The following is a 4893-nucleotide window of genomic DNA, read 5'->3' as shown; positions in this document are numbered from 1 at the left end:
CTGACTGAGCAATTGGAAGGTGCGCTCGGCGGCGCGCGGATCGCCATTGGCCAATCCCAGGTCCGCGTCGACCACGCCGACCAGCGTCATGCCGGGAAAATTATGGCCCTTGGCGACGAGCTGCGTGCCGATGACGATATCGGCTTCGCCATTGGCGACGGCCTCCAGTTCGAGCCTGAGCCGGCGCACGCCGCCGAGAAGATCGGACGACAGCACGATGGTGCGGGCATCCGGGAAATGGGCAACCACTTCCTCGGCGATTCGCTCGACGCCCGGCCCGCAGGCAACGAGATGATCAAGCGTGCCGCATTCCGGGCAGGCCTCGGGCCGCCGCTCGTTGTGGCCGCAATGATGGCAGACGAGCTGGCCGCGAAAGCGATGCTCGACCAACCAGGCCGAACAGACCGGGCAGCCGAAACGGTGGCCGCAGACCCGGCAGAGCGTCAGCGGCGCATAGCCGCGCCGGTTGAGGAAGAGCAGCGACTGCTCTTTCCTCTCCAGCGTGCGCTGCATCTGTTCCAGAAGCACCGGCGACAGGAAGCCGCCGCGCGCCGGCGGCGAGCGCCGCATGTCGATCGACTTCAGGTCGGGGAGCGCCGCCTCCGCGAAGCGCGACGACAGCACGGCCCGGTGGTAGCGGCCCTGGCTGGCGTTGACGCGGCTTTCCACCGATGGTGTCGCCGAGGCGAGCACGACCGGAAAGCCGCCGATATGGCCGCGCACCACCGCCATGTCGCGCGCGTTGTAGAAGACCCGGTCTTCCTGCTTGTAGGCGGGGTCGTGCTCCTCGTCGACGACGATCAGGCCGAGTTCCTTGAACGGCAGGAACAGCGCCGAGCGCGCGCCGGCGACGACCCTCACGCCGCCTTCGGCCACCTGCCGCCAGACGCGCTCGCGCATCCTCGGCGGCAGGTCGGAATGCCACTCCGCCGGCTTGGCGCCGAACCGGTCCTGGAAGCGTTCGAGGAAGGCGTGCGTCAGCGCGATTTCGGGCAACAGGATCAGCACCTGCCTGCCCTTGTCGAGCGCCGCCGCCACCGCCTCGAAATAGACTTCGGTCTTGCCTGAGCCGGTGACGCCGTCGAGCAGCGTGACGTTGAAGCCATCGGCAGCGACAGCGGCGCGCAGTTTTTCGGCCGCCGCTTTCTGGTCCGGCATCAATTCCGGCACGGCATGGCCGGGATCGGGCGCCGCCACCACCGGGCGCGGCGGGATCATCACCGTCTCGAACACGCCCTGGGCCCGCAACCCATCGATGACGGTCGAGGACACGCCCGCCGCATGCGCCAGCCCCGAGCGTGTCCAGGCGAGGCCGCCCTCGGCGGTTTCGAGCACGCGTCGCCGCGCGTCGGTCAGCCGGTCGGGCCCGGCCAACGTGCGTTGCAATCCCTCGATCCATGGCTCCGGGTCGAAGGCCTCCGGCGCGCGCAGCAGCATGCGCGCCACCATGCCGGGGGCCGACAGCGTGTATTGTGCGATCCAGTCGACGAAGCGGCGCATGTCCTTGTCGATCGGCGGGCAGTCGAACACCTCCTCGATCGGCCGCAATTTCCTTGCATCGACCGCCTCGACCGCGCCGTCCCAGACGATGCCGGCCACTTGCCGAGGCCCGAGCGGCACGCGCACGATCGAGCCCGGCACCACGCGCATGCCGGGCGGCACGGCATAGGTGTAGGGCCGTTCGGCGGGCATCGGCACCAGCACGGGCGCGGCCGCGACAAAGGGCGAATCTTCCATCATCAGGCGTGACCTTGCCTCGACTTTGCTCTAGATCAAAGGGGACCCTCTTACGTGCCTGGCAGTCGCCGGGCGATCCCCAAGGAGACAGCCATGAAGTTTTTCGTCGACACCGCTGACATCAAGGAAATTAAGGAGCTGCACGATCTGGGGCTTCTCGACGGCGTCACCACCAACCCCTCGCTGATCCTGAAATCGGGCGGCAAGATCGCCGAAGTCACCAAGCAGATCTGCGACATCGTCGAAGGCCCGGTCTCGGCCGAGGTCGTCGCGACCGAATACAAGCAGATGATGGCCGAAGCCGAGGTGCTGGCCAAGATCGCGCCGAACGTGGCCATCAAGGTGCCGCTGACGCTGGACGGCCTCAAGGCCTGCAAGACCATCCGCACCGAGATGAACCGCATGGTCAACGTCACGCTTTGCTTCTCGGCCAACCAGGCGCTGCTCGCCGCCAAGGCCGGCGCCTCCTTCATCTCGCCTTTCGTCGGCCGCATCGACGACACCGGCTCGGACGGCATGGAGCTGATCTCGGAAATCCGCACCATCTACGACAATTACGATTTCAAGACCGAGATCCTGACCGCTTCGGTGCGCACGGTGAACCACGTCAAGCAGGCCGCGCTGATCGGTGCCGATATCGTCACCGCGCCGCCGGCGACGCTGAAGGCGCTTGTCAACCACCCGCTGACCGACAAGGGCCTCGCCGCCTTCCTCGCCGACTGGGCCAAGACCGGCCAGAAGATCGGCTGAGGCTGGCATTTTGCAGAACAGAGAAAGGCCGGGTGACCGGCCTTTTTTGTTTCAAACGGTGCGCGAAGGCGTGCCGAGATTCAGGTCAGGCCGAGTCGAGAACGGTGGTTTTCGAGAACCGGAGCGGAGCGTACTGAAGTACGTGAGCACCGGAAGCGGAGAAAACCGCCGTTCGCAGGCCGGCCTCACCTGAATATCGGTACGGCTCAGGCTTTCTTGCCGTGCTTGGCCAAATCCTGCGCGATCGACAGCCGCAGCAGGTCGGCCAGCTCGCGCGCGGCGCGGTTCTCGGCGTCGATCTGCGCGCGATAGGCCGCGAATTCCTGGCGCGGCCGGTCGAAGGATGAGGGGATCGAGCGTTTGCCCACCGCAATCACCGTGTTGGTCGCGGTATCGCGCAGCACGTAATTGGCGGTCAGCGTGACCGTGCCCGCCGTCGGCTCGTCTTCCTGGGTCTGCACCTGCACGATGGCCGCTGATTCGACGAGCTCGGTGACGCCGAGATCGAGCGTATAGGCTGGCGAGGCCGGCTCACCCGAGCCTTGCCCGAAAGCGAAGATCAGATTGTTGCGCACCTGCTGCGCGTAGCGGGTGTTGACCGGCTTGATCGAGATGGAGCCAAGCTCGGCGGAGGCGCTGAGCTGCGATCCGGGCGACAGCGGCTGGTTGGAATAAAGCGGCCTGACCGTGCAGGCCGAGACCAGCGCAAGCGCGGCGGCCATGCCGCAGACCGCCAGGCGGCCGCGCAAGCGGGGCCCTTCTGACTTCACCGGATCAGGCAACGACATTGACGATCCTCTGCGGGACGATGATCACCTTGCGCGGAGCTTTACCTTCCAGTGCTTTTTGCACGAAGTCGAGAGCCAGCACCGCTTTTTCGACGGCACCTTGATCCGCGTCGCGGGCAATTGTCAAATCCCCGCGCTTCTTGCCATTGACCTGCACCGGTAGCACGATCTCGTTGTCGACGACCAGCGCCGGATCGTAGACCGGCCATGGCCGCTCGGCGACCATCTCGTTGCCGCCCAGCGCTTCCCAGCATTCCTCCGCCAGATGCGGCATGACCGGCGCGATGATATGCACCAGGATCTCCACCGCCTCGCGGCAGGCGCCCTTCAGCGCGGCATCCGCCTTGCCTTCGGAGACATCGCTGAGCGGCGTCGCCAGCGCGTTGGCGAGCTCGTAGATGCGGGCGATGGCGCGGTTGAAGCCGAGCTTCTCGATGTCCTCGCCGACCGCTTTCAGGATCTTGTGCGCGGCCTTGGACACGGCGCCCGCCTCGCCGTCCTTCGCCGCTACGGGCTTCACGCCGGAAAGCTCGTCGGCCGCGATCTGCACCAGGCGCCAGATGCGCTGCACGAAGCGGTGCGCGCCGGCGGCGCCGTCGTCGGTCCATTCGACGTCGCGCTCCGGCGGCGAATCCGACAGCATGAACCAGCGCGCCGTGTCGGCGCCATAGCCGTCGGTGATCTCTTCCGGGCTCACCGTGTTCTTCTTCGACTTCGACATCTTTTCCAGCGCGCCGATGGTCGCCTCCTCTCCGGAGGCGATCTCGATGGCGCGGCGCTTGCCGCCCAAGTCCTCGAGCCTGACCTCGCTCGGCGACAGCCAGCGCCCGTTGTTGGACGGGCCGCCGACGCGATAGGTCTCGTGCACCACCATGCCCTGGGTGAACAGGCCCTTGAACGGCTCGGCCAGATTGAGATGACCGGTCTCGCGCATGGCGCGGGTGAAGAAGCGCGAATAGAGCAGGTGCAGGATCGCGTGCTCGATGCCGCCGATATACTGGTCGACCGCCAGCCATTCGTCGGCCGCTTTCGGCTCGGTCGGCTCATTCGCCCAGGGCGCGGTGAAGCGGGCGAAATACCACGACGAATCGACGAACGTGTCCATCGTGTCGGTCTCGCGCCGCGCATCGCGGCCGCATTGCGGACACTTCACATGCCGCCAGGTCGGATGCCGGTCGAGCGGGTTGCCCGGACGGTCGAACTCGATGTCGTCGGGCAGCTTCACCGGCAGGTCGGCCTTCGGCACCGGCACGACGCCGCACGCCTCGCAATGGATCATCGGGATCGGGCAGCCCCAGTAGCGCTGGCGCGAGATGCCCCAGTCGCGAAGGCGGAAATTCACCTTGCGCTCCGCCATAGGCCGGCCGCCGATCGTCTTTGCTTCCAGCAGCTTCGCCACTTCGTCGAAAGCCTTCTCGGGCTTCATGCCGTCGAGGAAACGCGAATTGATCATCACGCCGTCGTCGACATAGGCCTCCTCGATGATCTGGAAGGTCTTGGCGTCGGCTCCTTCCGGCATCACCACCGGGATCACCGGCAGGCCGTATTTGTTGGCGAAGTCGAGGTCGCGCTGGTCGCCCGACGGACAGCCGAAAATGGCGCCGGTGCCATATTCCAT

The 4893-nt window shown here is 66.3% G+C and carries 4 protein-coding genes; 1 reads left to right on the top strand and 3 read right to left on the bottom strand.

What is annotated here, in order from left to right; all coding sequences use genetic code 11:
• Positions 1 to 1740 (bottom strand): primosomal protein N' (priA, locus tag EOD07_RS22475; RefSeq protein ID WP_127237025.1); only part of this gene is annotated, 1740 nt, incomplete at its 3' end.
• Between the two features lie 90 nt (positions 1741 to 1830).
• On the opposite strand from priA, the gene fsa reads away from it, so the two are divergent.
• Complete coding sequence (fsa, locus tag EOD07_RS22470) at positions 1831 to 2487, top strand: fructose-6-phosphate aldolase (RefSeq protein WP_067001514.1); 657 nt, start codon at positions 1831 to 1833, stop codon at positions 2485 to 2487.
• Between the two features lie 206 nt (positions 2488 to 2693).
• On the opposite strand, the gene lptE is transcribed toward fsa, so the two are convergent.
• Both lptE and EOD07_RS22460 read right to left on the bottom strand, forming a co-directional pair.
• Positions 2694 to 3275, bottom strand: coding sequence for an LPS assembly lipoprotein LptE (gene lptE, locus EOD07_RS22465; protein WP_127237024.1), 582 nt, complete (start codon positions 3273 to 3275; stop codon positions 2694 to 2696).
• Positions 3262 to 4893, bottom strand: a 1632-nt coding sequence (locus EOD07_RS22460) for a leucine--tRNA ligase (protein ID WP_127237023.1), incomplete at its 5' end; no start/stop codon positions are given. The genes lptE and EOD07_RS22460, both read right to left, overlap by 14 nt.

It is taken from the genome of Mesorhizobium sp. M2C.T.Ca.TU.002.02.1.1 (assembly GCF_003997225.1).
The sequence above is the reverse complement of the archived record's forward strand: the minus strand, read 5'-3'. Positions and strand labels throughout refer to the sequence as shown.

Bases quoted from the DNA above. Each gene is read 5' to 3' on its own strand.
- lptE (WP_127237024.1), bottom strand. From the start codon at position 3,275: ATGTCGTTGCCTGATCCGGTGAAGTCAGAAGGGCCCCGCTTGCGCGGC.
- fsa (WP_067001514.1), top strand. From the start codon at position 1,831: ATGAAGTTTTTCGTCGACACCGCTGACATCAAGGAAATTAAGGAGCTG.